Here is a 20805-nt window from a genome sequence, read left to right as displayed (position 1 = left end):
TTTTACTACAGACTTTTATAACTAAGCACATATATTAATCTCAACTGCAAAACATATCGCATGGAGTTAAAAATGAAAATGAAATATCTCATCGCTGCATCAGTTGTTGCTTTGACAGCTGCCTCAGGCGCAAAAGCTGCTGACGTTGTCATGGTTCAAGAACCAGCACCCGTTTATGTAGCTCCAATGTTCTCATGGACTGGTTTCTACGCTGGTGGTCAAATTGGTGGCACTTGGGCTGATACAGACCAAAAAATCCGTGGTCGTGATTTACAACCTACCCCTTTCACAGGCTTTGGCAAAAACTTCTCACCTGATCCATCAGGATTTATGGGTGGTCTTTATGCTGGTTACAACTTCGACATGGGCAACAACATTGTAATCGGTGCTGAAACCGATTGGGTTTGGGCTGACATGGACGACAGCAGCAGTGAAACATACAATGCAGGTGCTGCAGATGAATTTACTGTAAGAGGTAAAATCAAAGAAAAATGGGCTGGTGCAACACGTGCACGTATCGGTTACGCAGCTGACCGTTGGTTGCCTTATTTCGCAGCTGGTGTTGCTTACGCAAAAGTTGATTCTAACGTAAGATTCTCAAATCCAACTGCTGGTACTTATAGCAGCGCAAGCGGCGACAAAACAATGACAGGTTGGACAGTTGGTGCAGGTTTCGACTATGCAATGACTGACAATGTTATTCTCCGCGCTGAATATCGTTACACAGACTTTGGTGACAAAGACTTCGGTAACGACAATTTCAAATACAATGTTGATTACAGAACAAATGACGTTCGCGTCGGTGTTGCTTACAAATTCTAATTTGTAAAACATTGAATAAAAAGCCTCGTGATTCTTCACGAGGCTTTTTGTATTTAAAAAACATATTGATGATAATGCATGTTTAAATTGAAAAATCTTTAGACATTGTTTTTGTTATTATCATTGAGGCTTAATATAAAAAATTAATAAGTTTTTATGTAACACACTTTAAAAATTTGTAGAGAATTTCTTTATTTTTTTAAATTTTAATGACTTTTTTATAGTCTGCAAAAATATTGTTTACACATTACTGTTTATTTTAAATAAATAATTTTATTTCAATATTATATAAGAAGTAGTTCTATTATTCACTAGGTTGTTTTTTATAAGTTATTATATCAAAATTTGCTGAAAGCGCATTATAAAGCAAAAGTCGTCCAATTAAGGGTTGCCCAATATTTGTAATAATTTTAATCGTTTCCATTGCCTGTATTGATCCAATGACACCAGGCAATGCACCGATTATGCCAGCTTCAGCACAGCTTGGAATAACGCCATTAGGTGGTGGGCTGGGGAACAGATCCCGATAGGAAGGATTATTATCTTTATAAGGCATGAATACGCTGACCGATCCGTCAAACCGCCCCATTGCACCGCTAATAAGCGGTTTTCTTAATTCTTCACAACTATCGGATAAAAGATAACGCGTTGAAAAATTATCGCAGCCATCAACAACCATATCATATTTGGTGATAATCTCTTTTGCATTGCTTTCATCCAAACGTAAACAATATTGATCTACGTTAACATGAGGGTTAATAGCTTGGATTGTTGTTTCAGCACTTTGCGTTTTTGATAATCCGACGGCTTGAGTGGCATGGATAATTTGTCGTTGAAGATTAGATAATGAAACGTGATCATCATCAACAATTCCTAAATTCCCAACGCCTGCGGCTGCCAGATACGTTAAAACAGGTGCGCCAAGCCCACCCGCGCCAATCACCAATATACGCGCAGCTTTTAGCTTTTGTTGACCAAAACCACCAATTTCAGGCAAAATTATATGACGAGCATAACGTTCAATTTCTTCCGATGTTAAATTTGCATCTTGTGCTTGCATCATCACTTATCCCTTGCCATAGTTAAATAACTTTATAATTCTATAAGATAGGTGCTCAGTCTATCTTTTTTAATACAGAGGCAATATTATGAAAATCGCCATTCAAATGGATCATATTTCTTCCGTTCATATCACTGGAGATACAACATTTGCACTTGCGCTTGAAGCACAAAGACGTGGTCATGAATTATTTCATTACACTCCTGATCGACTATCAATGCGTGATGGGCAAATTGTGGCACGCTTAGAAGCCTTAACCGTGCGTGATGAACAAGGTGATCATTTTACCTTAGGCACTCCAATACGGACTATATTATCCACTATGGACGTGGTTTTATTACGCCAAGATCCGCCTTTTGATATGAATTATATCACAACAACTCATCTGCTTGAACGCATCCATCCTGATACACTTGTTGTGAATAATCCTGCTTGGGTTCGCAACAGTCCTGAAAAAATTTTTGTAACAGAATTTCCTGATTTAATGCCAGAAACATTGATTACGCGTGATATTGAAGAAGTAAAAACATTTCGCGAAGAATTTGGAGACATTATCATTAAGCCACTTTATGGAAATGGAGGTGCGGGTGTTTTTCATCTTACCAAAGAAGATCGCAATTTAACGTCACTGTTAGAGATGTTTGATAGCATGTATCGTGAACCTTTTATCGTTCAGAGATATTTAAAAGATGTCAGGGCGGGAGATAAAAGAATCATACTCATTGATGGTGAAGCTGTTGGTGCTATTAATCGTGTTCCTGCAGAAACCGATTCGCGATCCAACATGCATGTTGGGGGGCGTGCTGAAAAAACAGAGTTAACAATGCGTGAACGCGAGATTTGTGAACGTATTGGGCCCTCTTTAAAAGAACGTGGTTTTATATTGGTTGGTATTGATGTTATTGGTGACTATATGACAGAAATTAATGTCACTTCACCCACAGGGCTTAGAGAAATAAAACGTTTCGGTGGTGAAGATATTGCATCTTTGTTTTGGGATTGTGTGGAAAACAAGAAAAAAACCAAACGTTAATCCTTTATATGGTCACTGTCTTTAAACTGTAATAATAGTGTCATAAAATTCGCTCACTATAGAATAAGGCTCACAATAGAGTTAACGAACATATTGAATAAATTGGATATGTTTCGGGAAAAAATTGGTTCAAATTTTAAGGAGTTCGATGGATGACCAAATTGTTTTCAACAGTCGCAGGGGTTAGTCTTGCTTTCGCATTATCGACAGGTGTTGCAAGCGCACGCGACCAAATCCAAGTTTCAGGGTCATCAACTGTCCTGCCTTATGCAAAAATTGTCGCTGAAACATTTGGTGAAACATATCCAAATTTTAAAATTCCTGTCATCGAATCAGGTGGGTCTGGTGCTGGCATTAAAGAATTTTGTCGTGGTGTTGGTGCCAATACAATCGATATTGCCAATTCTTCACGCCCAATGAAAAATAGTGAATTGCAATCATGCATGGATGCTGGTGTGAAAGACGTGCAAGAAATTCGTATTGGGTATGATGGCATTGTATTTGCCACAGACATTAATGGGCCCGATTGGGCTTTAACACCTGTTGATGTTTATAAAGCTTTAGCGGCTCAAATTGTTGTTGATGGAAAATTACAACCAAATACAGCTGCCAAATGGAATACAGTCAACAGCGCTCTTCCTGATTGGGATATCGCGGCTTATATTCCTGGTGAAAAACACGGAACCCGTGAAGTTTTTGAAGAAAAGCTTATGAGCGAAGGATGTAAGGAAAGCGGTGCAGAAGCAGCAATGAAATCTTCTGGTATGGATGATAAGGCCATTGCGGCAGCATGTATTGCGGTTCGTAAAGATGGAAAAGCCGTTGATATTGATGGGGATTATTCAGAGACATTAGCGCGCATTGCATCCAACAAAACTGGCGTTGGCGTTTTTGGTCTTGCATTTTATGAAAATAATGCTGATAAATTAAAAATCGCGACTGTTAATGGTATAAGACCAAGTGTTGAAACAATTTCAAGTGGTGAATATCCAGTTTCTCGCCCTCTTTTCTTTTACGTTAAGAAGGCACATCTTGGTGTCATCCCTGGTTTGAAAGAATATGTTGAGTTTTTCTTATCTGATCAAATGGTTGGTCCTGATGGTCCATTGGCTGAATATGGTCTTGTTGCCGCGCCAGATGAAGAACGTGAAGACCAACGTGCAAAATTCGAAAATGGCACAGTTATGTCCGTTAATTAAATCAGAATTTTGTGACGCGGAATATTTCGCGTCACTTTACTTTTCTCACCGGAAAATACAATGTCCGCATCCTTTATAGTTTTGATTGTCTTGGCTCTTGGTAGTGTGGGCTTTTTTTTCGCATCCACACGGGCGCGTTTTATTGAAAGTAAAGGGACGAAGATGCATTCTCGTCCTCAATATTATGGATGGTGGACGTTTCTTGTTACCATTATACCTTCTTTAATTGTTCTTGCAATTTGGGATATTGGAAGTGCCGTTTATATTGAGCATCGTGCGTCGGCACGTTTGGATGAAAAAGTTGCAGAAGGTCACTATCTTAATCATAGTTTGGCACTAGGCACTATTCGTAATTTAACCCAAGCTTTTGCTTTAACAAAGACCCCTTCTGTTAACATTTCTCACGACAGTGACACTGCATCTTTATTGTACGATACAATTCGTGAAGAGATGGCTCAAAAGGGCATTATGTTGCCAACAGAAGGTGCTGATTATCTTGTTCCAATCGCATTAGAATGGCAAGAACGCTCACACTTTTTTCGTTTATGGAGTGCTGGCATAACATTAAGTTTGGCGGCTATTGGATTTATCAGTGCCATTATTCAAATTGCACCACGAAAAAGAGCCCGTAATAAGGTTGAGAAAATGGTAACATGGGCACTTATGATTGCCTCAACTGTTGCCATTTTAACGACAATCGGCATTGTTTTTTCAATGCTTTTTCAAACAATAAGTTTCTTTAATTCCGTTCCTTTGTCAAATTTCTTTTTAGGAACTGTTTGGGATCCACGTTTTGCTTCTGCTGGATCGGGTGGCGAAGTCGGTCAGTTTGGTTTATTACCGCTTTTGGCAGGAACGCTTTATATCGCATTAATTGCTATGCTTTTTGCTGTTCCCGTTGGTTTGTTTGCAGCCATTTATATGGCTGAATATGCCTCATCTCGCATGCGCTCTATCATCAAACCTCTTTTAGAAGTTTTGGCGGGTATTCCAACAATTGTTTATGGTTTTTTTGCTTTAATGACTATTGGGCCATTTTTAAGAGATCTTTCCATCGCTATTGCAGGCGGACAAGGGTTCATTATGGCACAAAGTGTCCTGACAGCTGGTTTGGTTATGGGTATTATGCTCATTCCTTTTGTTTCATCGCTTTCAGACGATATTATCACCGCGGTTCCGCAGACATTACGTGATGGTTCCTATGGACTTGGCGCAACACAATCAGAAACTGTCAAAAAGGTTATTTTGCCTGCCGCTCTGCCTGGCATTGTTGGTGCAGTTTTATTAACGGCCTCTCGCGCTATTGGTGAAACAATGATTGTGGTTCTAGCTGCAGGTGTAGCGGCTAATCTTACAATCAATCCCTTTGAAGCGATGACAACAATAACAGTCAAAATTGTTAATCAGCTGACAGGCGATCTTGAATTTAACTCTCCTCAAACATTAGTCGCTTTCGCATTGGGAATGACATTGTTTGTCTTAACTCTTTTAATGAATATTTTTGCACTTTACATTGTTAATAAATATCGGGAGCAATACGATTGAGTACTTCTGTTCAAACTCAGCCACGAGATATAGGACTAAAACGGCGTTATCGTGCTGAGCGTCGGTTTCGTGCTTATGGATTGATTGCTATTGCTATTGGGGTGTTTTTTCTTATCGTTCTTATGTGGACAATAATAAGTCAGGGTTATACAGCTTTTGAGCAAACATCAATGACACTTCATGTGAAACTTGATGAAAAAATCATCGACCCAAGACATCAGCGTTATACCAATCCTCAAGTTCTTATAACAGCCAATTATCCTCTTTTGATTCGTAATGCTTTGGCTGAAAAATTAGGCATTGATACAAGTGATCGTGCTGCAATGCGTGATGTTAATCGAATGTTTTCTGATGGTGTTCGTGTTGAATTGCGTGATATTGTAACAAAAAATCCTGATTTAATTGGTACAACCCAAAAAATTACTGTATTGGCCGCAGCGGACATTGATTCTGCTTTTAAGGGGCAAATTGATCTCAATGTTTCTGAACAAAATCGTAAAGTGTCTGATCGTCAGGTTGCGTGGATGTATGAACTTGCTGATCAAGATGTTTTATATAAAGCCTTTAATAAAGGATTGTTTACCTTTGGAGCCTCTAGCAGACCCGAAACATCTGGGCTTGGTATAGCAATTATTGGTTCTTTTTACATGATGGCGATTGTTTTGGTATTAGCCTTGCCAATTGGTGTTGCAACAGCAATTTATTTGGAAGAATATGCAAGACGCAATAAGTTTACAGATTTGATTGAAGTCAATATCAATAATCTCGCTGCTGTTCCTTCCATTGTATTTGGTCTTTTAGGATTGTCGATATTTATCAATTTTTTACATTTGCCACGCGCCGCTTCGCTTGTAGGTGGGTTGGTTTTAACTTTGATGACCCTTCCTACAATTATTATTGCCACGCGTTCTGCTTTACGCGCAGTTCCCCCTTCAATACGAGATGCGGCTTTGGGACTTGGCGCTTCCAAAACACAAACTGTTTTCAGTCATGTTTTGCCTTTAGCGGTTCCCGGCGTTTTAACAGGGACCATTTTAGGATTAGCGCGCGCATTGGGCGAAACAGCGCCACTTTTATTAATCGGTATGGTTGCATTTGTTGCCAATTATCCCACAACACCCATGGATCCAGCTACTGCTTTGCCTGTTCAAGTATTTATGTGGGCAAATGAACCAGAAAGAGCATTTAATGAACGTACATTTGGTGCCATTATTGTATTGCTTGGATTTTTAGCGGTGATGAATATTGCAGCAGTTGTCTTAAGACGGAAATTTGAACGACGTTGGTAAACTGGCGTTGTTTCATGCATTATAGTCATAAAATGTGACACAAAAATAAGGTCAAGTCTAATATGAAGATCAAAATGCGTGGTGAAGATGTCAGAGTACTCTATGGCGATAAAGAAGCGCTACACGGAGTCAATCTGGATATTCCCGAACATAAAGTAACGGCACTTATTGGGCCATCAGGGTGTGGAAAATCAACATTTTTACGATGCTTAAATCGTATGAATGATACAATTGACGGTGCTAAAGTGACAGGCTTGATCAGTCTTGATGGTCAAGATATTTACGATTCAAAAATCGATGTGGTTGAATTGCGCGCCCGTGTGGGCATGGTGTTTCAAAAGCCTAACCCTTTTCCTAAAACTGTTTATGAAAATGTTGCTTATGGCCCGAAAATTCATGGACTCGCAAAATCACGTAAAGAGCTTGATGAGATTGTGGAACGCAGCCTAATAAAAGCTGGGCTTTTTGATGAAGTTAAAGAAAGACTGCATGATGCAGGAACTGGTTTATCAGGAGGTCAACAACAACGCTTATGTATTGCACGGGCTATTGCTGTAAGTCCTGAAGTCATTTTAATGGATGAACCTTGTTCTGCGCTTGATCCTATTGCAACAGCGCGTATTGAAGAACTGATCGATGATTTGCGACAAAATTTTACAATTGTTATTGTCACACATTCGATGCAGCAAGCTGCACGTGTTTCGCAATTTACCGCAATGTTCCATTTAGGTGATCTGGTGGAAGTAGGTGAAACGGAAATGATGTTTACCTCACCTAAAGAACAGCGCACCCAAGATTATATTACTGGCCGTTTTGGTTAATGTATCCTTAGGAGGATGAGAATGCCTACTCACCACACTGTACGTTCATTTGATGAAGAACTCAAATATCTTGAGGCAAAAATTGCCGAAATGGGCGGGCATGCAGAGCGCATGATTGAACGCGCTATCAATGCCGTGGTTCATGATGATCTTCATTTGGCCAGCGAAGTGATCGCGGAAGATGTTATATTGGACGAAAGTGAACGCGAAATTGACGAAAAAGCTGTAACGATTATTGCAAAACGTCAACCTATGGCTGTTGATCTTCGTGAAATTATTGGTGCTATTCGTATTTCAGCGGATTTAGAACGTGTGGGTGATATGGGTAAAAATATTGCCAAAAGAGCACCAGCAATTGCTGAAACGCGCCAACCAGCAACATTTTATCGTGGGCTTGAAGCTTTTGCATCGCTTGCGCTCAATCAGCTTAAAGAAGTATTAGATGCTTATGCCAGTCGCTCAGTTGAACGTATTGATGCTGTGCGTGAACGTGATGAAGAAATTGATGCGATGTATACATCGCTTTTCCGTGAATTGCTGACCTATATGATGGAAGATCCACGCAATATAACAGCCTGTACCCATCTTTTATTTTGTGCAAAAAATATAGAACGCATTGGTGACCATGCGACCAATATTGCCGAAACCCTACATTACATTATTACAGGCAGCTATCTTGCCACTGAACGCCCGCGTGATGATTTGACATATAAATTAGGTGTAAGTGGGTTAACAGAAAAATAAAAGAGACAATAACAATGTCACATAAACCAACAATTACTGTTGTTGAAGATGAAGAAGCGCTTATAACGCTTTTACGCTATAATTTAGAAAATGAAGGCTATTTTGTGCGCACAATTGGCGACGGTGAAGACGCTGATTATGAGTTAAAAGAAAATATACCAGATCTTTTGATTTTAGATTGGATGTTGCCTGGACTTTCTGGCATTGAATTGTGTCGGCGATTGCGTACGCGCCCTGCAACGAAAAAGCTTCCAATAATTATGTTAACGGCGCGTGGGGAAGAAGATGAACGCATACGTGGCTTAAATGTTGGTGCGGATGATTTTATCGTTAAACCTTTTTCTATGCCTGAACTTTTAGCACGCATTCACGCGCTTTTACGACGTGCTAATCCTGATCTTTTAGCGGATAGTTTGCAAGCTGATGGTTTAATTCTTGATCGTCATAAACATAAAGTCTTTCGTGGAGATGAGGAACTGCATTTAGGACCTACTGAATTTAAATTGTTGGAATTTTTTATGCGCGCTCCAGGGCGTGTATTTTCACGTGCCCAACTTCTCGATAATGTTTGGGGAAGTGATAATTTTGTCGATGATCGTACGGTTGATGTACATATTCGACGTCTGCGCTTGGCTATTAATCATGGCGATGTTGATCTTATTCGTACCGTACGTGGTGCAGGTTATGCATTCGGTTAAGTTTTTTTTAAACTTTTTTATTCATAGTAAGACATTGAAAAATGGCGTAGATTGCGCGATTTTGTCATGAATATGGCTTTTTTTACAAATTTGCCATGATATTGCCTTTTTTAATTTGTGTGTATGGTCACGCAAATCACTAAAAATGAGATGGGTTACGCTTAAAATTATGAATATCCGTTTGACAGGTATCGCGGCGATTTTAATAGCGCCATTGGTTATCACTGGTTGTGCTTCAAAACACACTGGCCTCGATGGAAATGAGACACAGTCTCAAAAAACTCATGCTTTTCCTATGTCAGAACGCACATGTCTTATGCGTGCGATGTATTTTGAATCAAGTCGCTCAAGCCGCGATGGTATGATTGCGGTTGGTACGGTTGTTATGAATCGCGTCAATTCCACCGCCTATCCTAAAACAATTTGTGGTGTGGTTGGGCAGCCAAAACAATTTGCGCCTGGTGTTCTAACCCGAGAGATGAAAGAGCCGCAATCAGTTGCAAGAGCACAAGAAGCCGCAGATGCGGTTTTACGTGGTGAGCGCGCGAAAAAAAGTAAAAATGCCATGTTTTTTCATACAGCAGGCTTATCATTCCCCTATAAAAACATGCACTATGTGCAAGTAGCTGGCGGTAATGCTTTTTATGAAAAACGTAAACGTGATGGTTCATTGCAGGTGCCTGTTAATGATGCTCCTTATGATGTCGCTTTTGCTTTTGCGCAAGAGCGCAGCGGCAATGCACCACAATTTGATAATCCAGTAGTTGTTCCAGCAACATCCACACCCTCTATCATAAATGAACAAGCACCTGTTATTGTCGCACAAGCACAAACCATACAACCAGAAACACAATTGGTTGCTCATAACATACAAAACGACATTGCTTCAGATAACAATACCCCAAATTTGACAGTACTCACCCCCAAATCAAAGGCGCCTATTGTTGTACAAGCGGACTATAGCTTTGTGCCCACACCGATCCCCTCTCCTTTAGATCATGTCGAAACAGGTTCCATTTTGGTAAGTTATGCAATGCCATCAAAGCAAAAATTTGATGAGATTGGCGCAATTTTACAGCAACAAAAGCGTTATCGTTAATCAATTGGCTTAAATTATAATGACCAATAGATAAAAATAGTTTTACTATGATTGTCTTATAAAGAGTCATCAAGTTTTAAAAATTTTAAGAAAATATTGCTTTTAATATAGGAATATTAGGAAATTAGACTATGCTCAGGATTTATTCATTTTAAAAATTCTTAATTTTTTTGATTTATGCATTTGATGAAAAAGCTATCCACAAAAGGCTTGTGTTTATTGCGTCAAGAATTAATGACGTAGATATTGCCTAATGTTATTGTGTAATGGTATTATTCGTATTGATAACATGACGCGTTATCAACTGTATTGTAGCTACCCAAAAGCGTAGAATGCAATGAAAAGATGCACCTATCAACTATTGTCCCCATTGGATTTAAAAAGAGAACATCTTAAACTCAAAACTGCATACAGAGTCTGCAATAAGAATAAAAATTTGATATGCATGCTTTTATGGCGCAAGGACAGATAAGTGAGAAAAAGAACAACTATCCTACTAGCGGTTTTGCCTAATACAAAAAAAATTCTTTTTCGACAAATTTACGATGTAGACTGTTTCAGACAAGCGCTAATTGATAAAAACATCAATGTCTGCATTCCATAGCGCAGCTTTTAAGCGAAAGTACCCCCTACTGCAATCAGGGGCAAGAAAACCTTATTGGATTCTTTCACCACTTTGACGTACACGCAAACCAGATCAAGCAATGGAAAGATCAGCTTCTTGAGAAGGCGACTTTCATATTTGGTCATGAAGCCAAGGCAGAACAGTGCGCGCCCAGCGTTGATGTGAAGACGCTTTATGCCAAGATTGGGGAGCTGACTTTAGAGAATGATTTTTTATCAGGGGCGTTCAACACGGCGGGATTGCTGAGTGCAAAGAAATGATTGACCCTGAACACAAACTATCGATCTCACGCCAATCTAAGCTTTTAGGTTTCAGCCGTGGCAGTCTTTACCATTCCCCGTGCCATGTATCAGATGGTGATTTGGCACTGATACGCCGAATTGACGAACTCCATTTTGAATATCGAATATCCGTTTGCGAGAAGCTGAATGTTGCAAGGGCTTTGAAAAGCGAAAGATGGAAGTCGGGCAACTAGATGTCGCCACGCAAATGAAGAAAATAGGGATAGAAGCGATATACCGCGACGGTCTAATACCTCGAAGCCAACTTCTGCTCATAAAGTCTATCCCTATCTGCTGCGTCATCTGGCTGTGACATGGCTTAATCAGGTCTGGGCGATGGACATCAGCTATATTCCCATAGCCTGTGGTTTTTTTATCTTTGTGTCGTTGTGGACTGGTTTAGTCGAAGGGTTTTGTCTTTGTGGCGGTCAATGACAATGGTAGCCGCTTTTTGCATAGGTGAGCGTCGTTAAGGAAGCACTTGCGCGTTATGGTAAACCCGACATATTCAATACCAACCAAGACTCACAATTGACGTCGATAGACTTCACGGCAGTACTACAGAACGCGCAAATCGCTATCTCAATGGATGGCAAGGGCGCGTGACGCCACAATGCCTTTGTTGAGCGATTTTGAAACAGTCAAATATGAGGAGGTTTATCTCCATACCTATAAGAGCGTTGCTAAGGCACGTGCTGGCATTGGCCGATATCTAACTTTTGCAATACCAGAAATCCACATTCATCGCTTGGTAGCGATAATACTGGATATGGCATACTTCAAAGCGTTGGAAACCATAATAATGACAGCGTGATCAAGACGCAAATTCACTTAACAAAACACTACAAACTGTTCAGACAAACCAAGCCACTTTTCACAATGAACTGAAGTCTTTTAGAAAAAAATTACTGAAGGGCAAGAAGTTATTTTTAATCAATTTTCAATATTTATACATCGTAAACATAACAACATACTTTATACAATATGGCTGTTAGTTTACTAATTCAAAAATTAAAAAAATAAAATTTATCCGTCTTATTTTTTTAAAATAATAAGAATGATGGTACTGATAAAATTTATTTTTTTGTTTTTTATTAACTCTAAAAAAATAGTATCTTAATTATTTAAGCGATAATTAATTCAACTACTTTAAACATTTGAATCAAATTAAATATTGCCAATAGGAAAAATAAATAGATGAATATTTTAAATAAAAATAAAAATGAAAAATTTTCAACATGTGTAAAGTTACTTAATTTTCAAGCTATTGGAAATGAAAAAGGATTTTTGGTTGCATTAGAGGAAATGAAACAAATCCCTTTTGATATGAAACGTATGTATTACATTTATGGTATTCAACCCAATATTACGCGTGGACATCATGCACACAAAAATTTGAAACAAGTTTTAATCGCTATATCTGGTAGTGTAGACATTATTTGTGAATATGAAAACAAACAAGAAACATACACATTATCTTCACGGCAACAAGGATTACTTATTGAAGGGTTAGTTTGGCGTACTATGAAAAAATTTTCTGATGATGCTGTCTTATTAGTTATTGCAAATGATTTTTATAAAGAATCAGACTATATTCGTGAATATGATGAATTTTTAAAAATATCCTCCGCTTTAAACATCTCAAAAAATTAATTAACGTTTGCAAATGTAATTTTAAATTAAATCCGTTTATTATATTAACTGATTATGATTCCCTCTTTTTTATTTAATTATAAAGTAGGGTGTATTTTAACATTAAAACGATTAAATTTGATATCAACATACTGACCAATGATACTATAAACTTTAAAAGGTACTAAGTGAATCTTAAATCAATTCAAAAAAAAATTGGATTTTTTCTATCGCCGTCATCTTTAATAAGGACCTATCGAGCAATTACAAATGCTAAACGCATTTTAGAGCTCGGCAATTACCGAGAAAAATGCCTTGAAAAAGGGTTTCCTATAGAAAAAAACACAAATATATGGAAGCATTATAAGAAAGTAGGATTTAAAAAAAATATTAATCCTTGCGATTTATTTGATTCAGAATGGTATAGATCTTATTATCTTATCAATAAACCGAATTCTAATCCTTTATTACATTACTTAGTTATTGGTGAAAAAAGGGGAATAAATACAAATTCTTTAATAAAACCGAAAGTATTATTTGAATTATTATCAAATCATGTTCCTAAACATAAAAGTTATCTTTTAGGACTTATGGAAGAATTTAATATTAAAAATAATAATGATATTGAATTTTTTAAACCAAATCTTTTCGAAGATTTTCAAAAAATTGTTAATTTTAATTTATGTAATTTAAAAAATGGTATTTCATATCTAGAAGAGAATAATATTAATTATACTTTTCTAAAAAAAGAAACATTTTTAGATAAAGAATGTAAATTTTATCTGAAAAATCCTTTTTTTAACTATAATATGCCTTATTATGCTATATTCAATAATGTTAAAATTATATCGGGCACCGCTGATATTTTTTTTGATAATAAACATGTCATAAATGATGAGCTATTTTATTCATATCAAATAAAAGATATTTATGGTGATCCTATAAAAGATTTGATGCATCATGGTTTTTTTAAAGAAAAATTAATAATCAAAAATATTGAAGAATCAAATATTGTTATCAAAGAAGGTATTCACTTAACAAAATACTACAAACTGTTAAGACAAACCAAGCCACTTTTCACAATGAACTGAAGTCTTTTAGAAAAAAATTACTGAAGGGCAAGAAGTTATTTTTAATCAATTTTCAATATTTATACATCGTAAACATAACAACATACTTTATACAATATGGCTGTTAGTTTACTAATTCAAAAATTAAAAAAATAAAATTTATCCGTCTTATTTTTTTAAAATAATAAGAATGATGGTACTGATAAAATTTATTTTTTTGTTTTTTATTAACTCTAAAAAAATAGTATCTTAATTATTTAAGCGATAATTAATTCAACTACTTTAAACATTTGAATCAAATTAAATATTGCCAATAGGAAAAATAAATAGATGAATATTTTAAATAAAAATAAAAATGAAAAATTTTCAACATGTGTAAAGTTACTTAATTTTCAAGCTATTGGAAATGAAAAAGGATTTTTGGTTGCATTAGAGGAAATGAAACAAATCCCTTTTGATATGAAACGTATGTATTACATTTATGGTATTCAACCCAATATTACGCGTGGACATCATGCACACAAAAATTTGAAACAAGTTTTAATCGCTATATCTGGTAGTGTAGACATTATTTGTGAATATGAAAACAAACAAGAAACATACACATTATCTTCACGGCAACAAGGATTACTTATTGAAGGGTTAGTTTGGCGTACTATGAAAAAATTTTCTGATGATGCTGTCTTATTAGTTATTGCAAATGATTTTTATAAAGAATCAGACTATATTCGTGAATATGATGAATTTTTAAAAATATCCTCCGCTTTAAACATCTCAAAAAATTAATTAACGTTTGCAAATGTAATTTTAAATTAAATCCGTTTATTATATTAACTGATTATGATTCCCTCTTTTTTATTTAATTATAAAGTAGGGTGTATTTTAACATTAAAACGATTAAATTTGATATCAACATACTGACCAATGATACTATAAACTTTAAAAGGTACTAAGTGAATCTTAAATCAATTCAAAAAAAAATTGGATTTTTTCTATCGCCGTCATCTTTAATAAGGACCTATCGAGCAATTACAAATGCTAAACGCATTTTAGAGCTCGGCAATTACCGAGAAAAATGCCTTGAAAAAGGGTTTCCTATAGAAAAAAACACAAATATATGGAAGCATTATAAGAAAGTAGGATTTAAAAAAAATATTAATCCTTGCGATTTATTTGATTCAGAATGGTATAGATCTTATTATCTTATCAATAAACCGAATTCTAATCCTTTATTACATTACTTAGTTATTGGTGAAAAAAGGGGAATAAATACAAATTCTTTAATAAAACCGAAAGTATTATTTGAATTATTATCAAATCATGTTCCTAAACATAAAAGTTATCTTTTAGGACTTATGGAAGAATTTAATATTAAAAATAATAATGATATTGAATTTTTTAAACCAAATCTTTTCGAAGATTTTCAAAAAATTGTTAATTTTAATTTATGTAATTTAAAAAATGGTATTTCATATCTAGAAGAGAATAATATTAATTATACTTTTCTAAAAAAAGAAACATTTTTAGATAAAGAATGTAAATTTTATCTGAAAAATCCTTTTTTTAACTATAATATGCCTTATTATGCTATATTCAATAATGTTAAAATTATATCGGGCACCGCTGATATTTTTTTTGATAATAAACATGTCATAAATGATGAGCTATTTTATTCATATCAAATAAAAGATATTTATGGTGATCCTATAAAAGATTTGATGCATCATGGTTTTTTTAAAGAAAAATTAATAATCAAAAATATTGAAGAATCAAATATTGTTATCAAAGAAGGTATTCACTTAACAAAACACTACAAACTGTTCAGACAAACCAAGCCACTTTTCACAATGAACTGAAGTCTTTTAGAAAAAAATTACTGAAGGGCAAGAAGTTATTTTTAATCAATTTTCAATATTTATACATCGTAAACATAACAACATACTTTATACAATATGGCTGTTAGTTTACTAATTCAAAAATTAAAAAAATAAAATTTATCCGTCTTATTTTTTTAAAATAATAAGAATGATGGTACTGATAAAATTTATTTTTTTGTTTTTTATTAACTCTAAAAAAATAGTATCTTAATTATTTAAGCGATAATTAATTCAACTACTTTAAACATTTGAATCAAATTAAATATTGCCAATAGGAAAAATAAATAGATGAATATTTTAAATAAAAATAAAAATGAAAAATTTTCAACATGTGTAAAGTTACTTAATTTTCAAGCTATTGGAAATGAAAAAGGATTTTTGGTTGCATTAGAGGAAATGAAACAAATCCCTTTTGATATGAAACGTATGTATTACATTTATGGTATTCAACCCAATATTACGCGTGGACATCATGCACACAAAAATTTGAAACAAGTTTTAATCGCTATATCTGGTAGTGTAGACATTATTTGTGAATATGAAAACAAACAAGAAACATACACATTATCTTCACGGCAACAAGGATTACTTATTGAAGGGTTAGTTTGGCGTACTATGAAAAAATTTTCTGATGATGCTGTCTTATTAGTTATTGCAAATGATTTTTATAAAGAATCAGACTATATTCGTGAATATGATGAATTTTTAAAAATATCCTCCGCTTTAAACATCTCAAAAAATTAATTAACGTTTGCAAATGTAATTTTAAATTAAATCCGTTTATTATATTAACTGATTATGATTCCCTCTTTTTTATTTAATTATAAAGTAGGGTGTATTTTAACATTAAAACGATTAAATTTGATATCAACATACTGACCAATGATACTATAAACTTTAAAAGGTACTAAGTGAATCTTAAATCAATTCAAAAAAAAATTGGATTTTTTCTATCGCCGTCATCTTTAATAAGGACCTATCGAGCAATTACAAATGCTAAACGCATTTTAGAGCTCGGCAATTACCGAGAAAAATGCCTTGAAAAAGGGTTTCCTATAGAAAAAAACACAAATATATGGAAGCATTATAAGAAAGTAGGATTTAAAAAAAATATTAATCCTTGCGATTTATTTGATTCAGAATGGTATAGATCTTATTATCTTATCAATAAACCGAATTCTAATCCTTTATTACATTACTTAGTTATTGGTGAAAAAAGGGGAATAAATACAAATTCTTTAATAAAACCGAAAGTATTATTTGAATTATTATCAAATCATGTTCCTAAACATAAAAGTTATCTTTTAGGACTTATGGAAGAATTTAATATTAAAAATAATAATGATATTGAATTTTTTAAACCAAATCTTTTCGAAGATTTTCAAAAAATTGTTAATTTTAATTTATGTAATTTAAAAAATGGTATTTCATATCTAGAAGAGAATAATATTAATTATACTTTTCTAAAAAAAGAAACATTTTTAGATAAAGAATGTAAATTTTATCTGAAAAATCCTTTTTTTAACTATAATATGCCTTATTATGCTATATTCAATAATGTTAAAATTATATCGGGCACCGCTGATATTTTTTTTGATAATAAACATGTCATAAATGATGAGCTATTTTATTCATATCAAATAAAAGATATTTATGGTGATCCTATAAAAGATTTGATGCATCATGGTTTTTTTAAAGAAAAATTAATAATCAAAAATATTGAAGAATCAAATATTGTTATCAAAGAAGGTATTCACTTAACAAAAGAATATAATCACAATTATTTTCATTTTATTTTTGAAGTTTTAGCTAAATTATCTTATATAGAAGACAATAATATTTTTCCAGACAATGTTCCTATAATAGTATCTAACGATTTGCATGAAAATATTTACAAAATGATTGATATTATTAACGTAAAAAATAGAAAAATTATTAAAATAGATGGTGGTAAAAAAATATTAGTAAATAAATTGTATTATTTATCAGATATTACGTTGGCTGCTAATACTTATAACAAGATTAGTGATAATAATGTTACCATATTTCCAGATGTTATCTTAAACTCATTAAGAAAAAAAATATTAAAATATGTGGAAAACGAAAATTCATCTAAAACTCAAACATTAAATAAAATTTATATCCCGCGAAAATTTGGTGCACGATTAGTACTTAACGAAAATATCATTGAAAAACATCTAATTGATAGTGGTTACGAAATCATAGAAACACAAAATTTATCTTTTCTTGATCAGGTATTGTTTTTCTCAAAGGCTAAAGTCATCATGGGGCCTACTGGTGCAGCTATGACTAATCTATTATGGTGTTCACCTCATATTAAAGTTGTCATTTTTTATCCTGACCACCCATTTAATAATATGTCATTTTGGAAAATTATTGCAGAATTTATTGGTTTTGATTTGATCATTATTACTGGTCAAGTACAAGGAGATATTGATGTAAGATATCCACATTGTGACTACAAAATAGACATAGATAAAATAAAACAAATTACTACTTAATAATTTTAAATAATGAATTTAATTAGTTTTATAACTAATTGTAATTGCGTCCTGCTTTTATCAAATTTATGTAAATATATACAAAATTTAAATTAACGGAGTTATTGATTATGTCTTATTTTGTACATGATGCAGCAATATGTGAAACTTTTAATATAGGTGAAGATACAAATATTTGGGCTTTTGTTCATATATTAAAAGACGCAAAGATTGGAAAAAATTGCAATATTTGTGATCATGTTTTTATTGAAAATGATGTTATCATTGGTGATAATGTCACTGTAAAATGCGGTGTACAATTATGGGACGGAATTCGCATAGCTAGCAATGTTTTTATAGGACCTAATGCGACGTTTTGTAATGATATTTTTCCAAGATCAAAATGTTATCCTGATAAATTTCTTACGACAATATTAGATGAAGGTGCGAGCATCGGTGCAAATGCAACTATATTACCAGGCATAACAATAGGCAAATATGCCATGGTAGGTGCTGGAAGTGTTGTTACAAAAAATATTCCTGATAATGCAATTGTTGTGGGTAATCCAGCTCGAATAATTAAATATAATGATATTAAAGGTTCGTAATCTTGCAATATCAAGCATAAAAGTATCTTATCATATTAAAGGCTAACCATAAATGAAATTAGATTATAAACTGACCATTATATGGCTGTATACAATAAAGCACACGTTATAAAATGTGCTATTGACTCTATCTTAAATCAGCAAACCGATTATTCTTTTATAGTTATTGTTATTGATGATTGTTCGACAGATGGTAGCCAATTTATCGTAAAAGAATATTGACAATAATTGCCTGAAAAAAATTTTCTTTTATCAAAATAAAAAGAATATGCGTTATTTAGGTACTGTGTGCTTCGAGGATGCGAATTGTTAACAACGCCATTTTAGAGGGTCCTTGACTCTGATGATTATTGGTTGGCACAAAACCACATTGACGAAGCTTTAAAATTCTTAACATCCCATGAGAATTATCGTCTTTATGCAACAAATACCATGATGCTTTCGATTACTGGCGAAGAATTGGGTTTAACTACTGTTCAAAGTTCTATTACTGATTATGATCTTAAAACATCTGTATACTGTCCTCTTACTCACTCATCTGCAATTTTTTTTCGCAATTATTATAACCAACATGATATTGAAAATCTTAAAAATTATATTGGTACGGACTATGAAAAAACTATAAGAGGTGATAAATTTAGAAATTGTTGGCATTTAAATAAAGGTAAAGGTTACTACAAAAACGTCACTAATACTGTATATGAAATTGATCACAAAGGTATTTATACGGGTTTGGATGAAGTCCAAAAAGATATTATTGTAAATTTTTTATTTTATGCTCGTGAATATCTTGAAAAGTTATTTTCTTCGATATTTTAAATAAAAATAAATGATAAGAAAAAAGAAATCAACGAAATTGCTTATATAACTCAATTTTTAGATGAAAAATCAAACAAATTCATAGAGAAAATTACCAAAAAAATAATGTAACTAATAAAGAATTAAATAAAAATATATTGTGTTCTAAAGAATATATTACAAACTATGATGATAAAATTTATTATTTATTTAAGTTTATTCCTTTTAAAAAAATAGATGGAAACACTCTGATTAAAATGAGTTTTATATTTTTATATTTTTATGTTATAATCAGTGTAATGAAATTGATGCTGTATTAGAAAGTATTTTTAACCAAGATCTTATATGTATTTACGAAGTTATAGTCAGTGATGATGGTTCTGATGACGGTACAAATGAAAAATTTCTAAGATGGAAAAGTCAATATCCTGATATAATTAAATTAATTGTTCAACAACGGGATCCTCAAATTGAAATCCCATTAATGGAAAGAATTAAGAACTTCAATGAATGCGCTCTAAAAAATATATCTGGAAAATATTTTTGTTTGTTTGATGGTGATGACTATTGCTTAAGCAAAGAATTTTCTAAAGATGCTATTGAAATCATGGATAATGATGACTCTATAAGTTCTGTAGTATTCAACTTTGAGTATAGATTTCCTAATAAGCTACAAATAGCCAATTATGTTGATATTAATGACAATAAACTTCATGAGGGTATAGTCAATAGATATGACTTTATTTGTAAAAATTATGCCCATTCTGGGACATTTGTTTTTCGTAATCAGCTTTCTAGTAGTCAAATTAAAAAATTAGCATCCGTACCTTTTCTTATAGATAATACGATTGTACCCTTTATGTTTCAATTTGGTGAATTATATTATAAGCCTAAATTAGCCTATTCGTATAGAGTTTCTGGCGGTCATTGGGATATACGCCCAAAAAAAGAGAAATCTGTTTTTACAATATTGGTTGCAGCAATGATTGCACACATAGCTCCGGAATTTGAATGGGCCTTTAAAAGACGGATTGTTGAAAATTATGATTTTATTTGTAAAAACCGTAAACTTTTAAAATTAAAAATAGATGAAAATATATTTA

At 33.5% G+C, this 20805-nt stretch carries 20 protein-coding genes and 1 pseudogene; 20 read left to right on the top strand and 1 reads right to left on the bottom strand.

Annotated features, from left to right (window positions below):
- Positions 1 to 72: 72 nt before the first annotated feature.
- Positions 73 to 822, top strand: a complete 750-nt coding sequence (locus tag ME5_RS03370; RefSeq protein ID WP_008038411.1) for an outer membrane protein — start codon at positions 73 to 75, stop codon at positions 820 to 822.
- Positions 823 to 1126: 304 nt separating this feature from the next.
- On the opposite strand, the gene ME5_RS03365 is transcribed toward ME5_RS03370, so the two are convergent.
- Positions 1127 to 1885 carry a molybdopterin-synthase adenylyltransferase MoeB gene (locus tag ME5_RS03365; protein WP_008038410.1) on the bottom strand — a complete coding sequence of 253 codons (759 nt, stop codon included), beginning with the start codon at positions 1883 to 1885 and terminating at the stop codon, positions 1127 to 1129.
- 85 nt (positions 1886 to 1970) lie between these two features.
- Here ME5_RS03365 and gshB point away from each other — a divergent pair, with 85 nt between their 5' ends.
- The 19 genes and pseudogenes from gshB to ME5_RS03275 all read left to right on the top strand — a co-directional run.
- On the top strand, positions 1971 to 2915 hold the full coding sequence (gene gshB, locus ME5_RS03360) for a glutathione synthase (protein WP_008038409.1): 945 nt from the start codon (positions 1971 to 1973) through the stop codon (positions 2913 to 2915).
- Positions 2916 to 3067: 152 nt separating this feature from the next.
- The gene (locus ME5_RS03355) at positions 3068 to 4114 is read left to right on the top strand and encodes a PstS family phosphate ABC transporter substrate-binding protein (RefSeq protein WP_008038407.1); all 1047 of its coding nucleotides are present in this window, start codon (positions 3068 to 3070) and stop codon (positions 4112 to 4114) included.
- Between the two features lie 60 nt (positions 4115 to 4174).
- Positions 4175 to 5659, top strand: a complete 1485-nt coding sequence (pstC, locus tag ME5_RS03350) for a phosphate ABC transporter permease subunit PstC (protein ID WP_008038403.1) — start codon at positions 4175 to 4177, stop codon at positions 5657 to 5659.
- Entirely contained in the window at positions 5656 to 6948 is a 1293-nt protein-coding gene (pstA, locus tag ME5_RS03345; RefSeq protein ID WP_008038400.1) for a phosphate ABC transporter permease PstA, read from the top strand. Before pstC ends, pstA begins: the two co-directional genes overlap by 4 nt.
- Positions 6949 to 7010: 62 nt before the next feature.
- Positions 7011 to 7769 (top strand): phosphate ABC transporter ATP-binding protein PstB, encoded by a 759-nt coding sequence (pstB, locus tag ME5_RS03340; RefSeq protein WP_008038399.1) that lies wholly within the window; start codon positions 7011 to 7013, stop codon positions 7767 to 7769.
- Positions 7770 to 7790: 21 nt separating this feature from the next.
- Complete coding sequence (gene phoU, locus ME5_RS03335; RefSeq protein ID WP_008038397.1) at positions 7791 to 8513, top strand: phosphate signaling complex protein PhoU; 723 nt, start codon at positions 7791 to 7793, stop codon at positions 8511 to 8513.
- Positions 8514 to 8527: 14 nt separating this feature from the next.
- Positions 8528 to 9211: a phosphate regulon transcriptional regulator PhoB gene (gene phoB, locus ME5_RS03330; RefSeq protein WP_008038394.1), complete on the top strand. Its 684-nt coding sequence runs from the start codon at positions 8528 to 8530 to the stop codon at positions 9209 to 9211.
- Between the two features lie 145 nt (positions 9212 to 9356).
- Positions 9357 to 10310: a cell wall hydrolase gene (locus ME5_RS03325; protein ID WP_008038393.1), complete on the top strand. Its 954-nt coding sequence runs from the start codon at positions 9357 to 9359 to the stop codon at positions 10308 to 10310.
- Positions 10311 to 10897: 587 nt separating this feature from the next.
- A pseudogene (locus ME5_RS03320) lies at positions 10898 to 12030 on the top strand (IS3 family transposase).
- Between the two features lie 383 nt (positions 12031 to 12413).
- Positions 12414 to 12869 carry a sugar 3,4-ketoisomerase gene (locus ME5_RS03315; protein WP_008038387.1) on the top strand — a complete coding sequence of 152 codons (456 nt, stop codon included), beginning with the start codon at positions 12414 to 12416 and terminating at the stop codon, positions 12867 to 12869.
- A 167-nt stretch (positions 12870 to 13036) separates the two neighbouring features.
- Entirely contained in the window at positions 13037 to 13939 is a 903-nt protein-coding gene (locus ME5_RS03310) for a hypothetical protein (RefSeq protein ID WP_008038391.1), read from the top strand.
- A gap of 309 nt (positions 13940 to 14248) precedes the next feature.
- The gene (locus ME5_RS03305) at positions 14249 to 14704 is read left to right on the top strand and encodes a sugar 3,4-ketoisomerase (protein ID WP_008038387.1); all 456 of its coding nucleotides are present in this window, start codon (positions 14249 to 14251) and stop codon (positions 14702 to 14704) included.
- 167 nt (positions 14705 to 14871) lie between these two features.
- Positions 14872 to 15774 (top strand): hypothetical protein, encoded by a 903-nt coding sequence (locus tag ME5_RS03300; RefSeq protein WP_008038388.1) that lies wholly within the window; start codon positions 14872 to 14874, stop codon positions 15772 to 15774.
- A gap of 309 nt (positions 15775 to 16083) precedes the next feature.
- Positions 16084 to 16539, top strand: coding sequence for a sugar 3,4-ketoisomerase (locus ME5_RS03295; protein ID WP_008038387.1), 456 nt, complete (start codon positions 16084 to 16086; stop codon positions 16537 to 16539).
- Between the two features lie 167 nt (positions 16540 to 16706).
- Positions 16707 to 18317 (top strand): glycosyltransferase family 61 protein, encoded by a 1611-nt coding sequence (locus ME5_RS03290; protein WP_008038385.1) that lies wholly within the window; start codon positions 16707 to 16709, stop codon positions 18315 to 18317.
- Between the two features lie 110 nt (positions 18318 to 18427).
- Positions 18428 to 18904 (top strand): acyltransferase, encoded by a 477-nt coding sequence (locus tag ME5_RS03285; protein ID WP_008038384.1) that lies wholly within the window; start codon positions 18428 to 18430, stop codon positions 18902 to 18904.
- An 81-nt stretch (positions 18905 to 18985) separates the two neighbouring features.
- Positions 18986 to 19126, top strand: coding sequence for a glycosyltransferase (locus ME5_RS10965; RefSeq protein ID WP_081485927.1), 141 nt, complete (start codon positions 18986 to 18988; stop codon positions 19124 to 19126).
- A 132-nt stretch (positions 19127 to 19258) separates the two neighbouring features.
- The gene (locus tag ME5_RS03280) at positions 19259 to 19723 is read left to right on the top strand and encodes a hypothetical protein (RefSeq protein ID WP_155799369.1); all 465 of its coding nucleotides are present in this window, start codon (positions 19259 to 19261) and stop codon (positions 19721 to 19723) included.
- 247 nt (positions 19724 to 19970) lie between these two features.
- Positions 19971 to 20805 (top strand): glycosyltransferase (locus ME5_RS03275; RefSeq protein WP_039964547.1); only part of this gene is annotated, 835 nt, incomplete at its 3' end.

Origin of the sequence: Bartonella tamiae Th239, from assembly GCF_000278275.1 — a bacterium.
Classification (GTDB): Bacteria; Pseudomonadota; Alphaproteobacteria; order Rhizobiales; family Rhizobiaceae; genus Bartonella; species Bartonella tamiae.
This window is presented reverse-complemented; position numbering and strand designations above follow the sequence as displayed.

Excerpts from the sequence above, each read along its gene's own strand:
- ME5_RS03370 (WP_008038411.1), top strand. The coding sequence starts at position 73 with ATGAAAATGAAATATCTCATCGCTGCATCAGTTGTTGCTTTGACAGCT.
- ME5_RS03365 (WP_008038410.1), bottom strand. The coding sequence starts at position 1,885 with ATGATGCAAGCACAAGATGCAAATTTAACATCGGAAGAAATTGAACGT.
- gshB (WP_008038409.1), top strand. The coding sequence starts at position 1,971 with ATGAAAATCGCCATTCAAATGGATCATATTTCTTCCGTTCATATCACT.
- ME5_RS03355 (WP_008038407.1), top strand. The coding sequence starts at position 3,068 with ATGACCAAATTGTTTTCAACAGTCGCAGGGGTTAGTCTTGCTTTCGCA.
- pstC (WP_008038403.1), top strand. The coding sequence starts at position 4,175 with ATGTCCGCATCCTTTATAGTTTTGATTGTCTTGGCTCTTGGTAGTGTG.
- pstB (WP_008038399.1), top strand. The coding sequence starts at position 7,011 with ATGAAGATCAAAATGCGTGGTGAAGATGTCAGAGTACTCTATGGCGAT.
- phoU (WP_008038397.1), top strand. The coding sequence starts at position 7,791 with ATGCCTACTCACCACACTGTACGTTCATTTGATGAAGAACTCAAATAT.
- phoB (WP_008038394.1), top strand. The coding sequence starts at position 8,528 with ATGTCACATAAACCAACAATTACTGTTGTTGAAGATGAAGAAGCGCTT.
- ME5_RS03325 (WP_008038393.1), top strand. The coding sequence starts at position 9,357 with ATGAGATGGGTTACGCTTAAAATTATGAATATCCGTTTGACAGGTATC.
- ME5_RS03315 (WP_008038387.1), top strand. The coding sequence starts at position 12,414 with ATGAATATTTTAAATAAAAATAAAAATGAAAAATTTTCAACATGTGTA.
- ME5_RS03305 (WP_008038387.1), top strand. The coding sequence starts at position 14,249 with ATGAATATTTTAAATAAAAATAAAAATGAAAAATTTTCAACATGTGTA.
- ME5_RS03295 (WP_008038387.1), top strand. The coding sequence starts at position 16,084 with ATGAATATTTTAAATAAAAATAAAAATGAAAAATTTTCAACATGTGTA.
- ME5_RS03285 (WP_008038384.1), top strand. The coding sequence starts at position 18,428 with ATGTCTTATTTTGTACATGATGCAGCAATATGTGAAACTTTTAATATA.
- ME5_RS10965 (WP_081485927.1), top strand. The coding sequence starts at position 18,986 with ATGGCTGTATACAATAAAGCACACGTTATAAAATGTGCTATTGACTCT.